This window comes from Binatus sp. (SeqCode) (assembly GCF_036522015.1).
In the GTDB taxonomy this organism is placed as follows: Bacteria; Desulfobacterota; Binatia; order Binatales; family Binataceae; genus Binatus.
This window is the reverse complement of record NZ_DATDGQ010000017.1, coordinates 1-1,738: the sequence shown is the minus strand read 5'-3', so window position 1 is coordinate 1,738 and position 1,738 is coordinate 1. Positions and strand designations below refer to the sequence as shown.

Annotated in this window: 2 protein-coding genes and 1 pseudogene; 2 read left to right on the top strand and 1 reads right to left on the bottom strand. The window is 62.8% G+C overall.

From position 1 onward, the window contains the following. A partial coding sequence (locus VIW95_RS00835; protein ID WP_331583035.1) for a lactate utilization protein occupies positions 1–543 on the top strand: 543 nt, incomplete at its 5' end. Then, positions 536–1,258 carry a (Fe-S)-binding protein gene (locus tag VIW95_RS00830; protein WP_331583033.1) on the top strand — a complete coding sequence of 241 codons (723 nt, stop codon included), beginning with the start codon at positions 536–538 and terminating at the stop codon, positions 1,256–1,258. The genes VIW95_RS00835 and VIW95_RS00830, both read left to right, overlap by 8 nt. 197 nt (positions 1,259–1,455) lie before the next feature. On the opposite strand, the pseudogene VIW95_RS00825 reads toward VIW95_RS00830, so the two are convergent. Further along, positions 1,456–1,738: pseudogene (locus tag VIW95_RS00825) on the bottom strand (class II poly(R)-hydroxyalkanoic acid synthase); the annotation flags it as partial.

Here is a 1,738-nt window from a genome sequence, read left to right as displayed (position 1 = left end):
CTCGAAGAAGTCGGCGGCAAATTTCTCGGAATACTGACTCCGGCTGAACTGACCAATCGAATAGTCAGTCTGGCAGGCGAGCTCGGCGTAAAAACGGTCGCGCTCGGACAAGGCGTCACGAGCGACATGGACGCGATCGGCGAGGCGCTCGAACGCGCTGATTTCAGGATCGGCCGCCCGCTGCCCGTGGCGGACACCGAACGCGCCGCGATGCGCGCGCGCGTCGCGGACGCCGAGCTCGGCATCGCCGATGCCGATTTTGCGATCGCCTCGACCGGCACGCTCGCTGTAGTTTCAAACGCGAACCGGCCGAGTTCACTCACCCTGCTGCCGCCCGCGAGTCTGGTGATCGTTCAAATCGATCGCGTGATGACAAGTCTCGCCGCGGTGCTCGCCGAGATGGGGCCGGCCGGCGTCGCGGCGAATCGACTGACGTTGATCACGGGCCCGAGCCGGACCGCGGATATCGAAAAGCGAATCGTGCTCGGCGTGCACGGCCCAAAGTCGCTGCACGTGATCGTGGTGTGGCCGCAAAATGACTGAAGTCCGGCTATTCTCAACCTGCCTCGCCGAGGAATTTTTTCCCGAGGTCAATGATGCCGCCGCCAGCGTGCTCGAGCGGTTGCGGCTCAAGGTGACGCCGGTTCGAGGCGCGTTCTGTTGCGGCCAGGTGGCATTCAATGAAGGCATGCGCGAGCAGGCAGTCGATCTCGCGCGGCGCTTCCTGAACTCGGTCGAACCCGGCGTTCCGATCGTCGTGCCGTCGGGCTCATGCACCAGCATGCTGAAAATTTTCTACGGCGACTTGCTTGCCGACGATCCCGCGCTTGCCGCCAGGGCGACCGCTATTCGGCCGTGGGTATTCGAGCTCTCGCAGTTCATCGTCAACGTGCTGAAGGTGAAGTATCTCGGCGCGCGCTACGAACGCCCGGTTGCGTATCATCCGTCGTGTCATCTGATGCGCGAGCTGGGTGTGCGCTCCGAGCCGATGACGCTGCTGAGTGCAGTGGCGGGAATCAAAATTTGTGAGCTGCGCGATCGCGAGGAGTGCTGCGGGTTCGGCGGCATGTTCTCAGTGAAATTCCCGCACATCTCGGCCTCGATGCTCGAGGACAAGATGGCGCGCATCAGGGAAAGCGGCGCCGAGGTGGTAGTCGCGAACGATTGCGGCTGCTTGATGCAGATCGGCGGAGGCTTGAGCCGCGCGGGCGACAAGATCGAAGTCCGTCATCTGGCAGAGGTGCTAGCTGCGAGATGAGCGACGGACGGGGCGTCCATCGAGATTCTTCGCGTCCCTTGTCATCCTGACAAAGCGAGCAACGCGAGCGGTGGGAGATGGCTTCTGGCCTCCGGACAGCTTCGCGCCAGCGAAGCCGGTTCCGGTTCCGAAATCGCGAAGCGCTCCTTCTCGTCATCCTGAGCGCAGCGAAGGATCTCGCGCGCCAGCGCGCCTATTCAATGGCGTTCGTGGACGTACAGGCCTGGCGCTGGTTCTCCTGCTTTGTACATCTCGCTGCCCAGCGACTTGGACGCCGGACGTTCGTTCCCGGAACGCGCTGCGACCCATTTGATCCAGTGATCCCACCAGGTGCCTTTGTTCTCGACTGCGCTCTTTGCCCATTCGTCGGGATCTTCGGGGAGGCGCGTGCCGACGTAGTAGCGCGCTTTGAAATTGCCCGGAGGATTCACGAGGCTCTGGATGTGGCCGCTCGAGCCGAGCACGAATTCGATTCGTCCG

Bases quoted from the DNA above. Each gene is read 5' to 3' on its own strand.
- VIW95_RS00830 (WP_331583033.1), top strand. From the start codon at position 536: ATGACTGAAGTCCGGCTATTCTCAACCTGCCTCGCCGAGGAATTTTTT.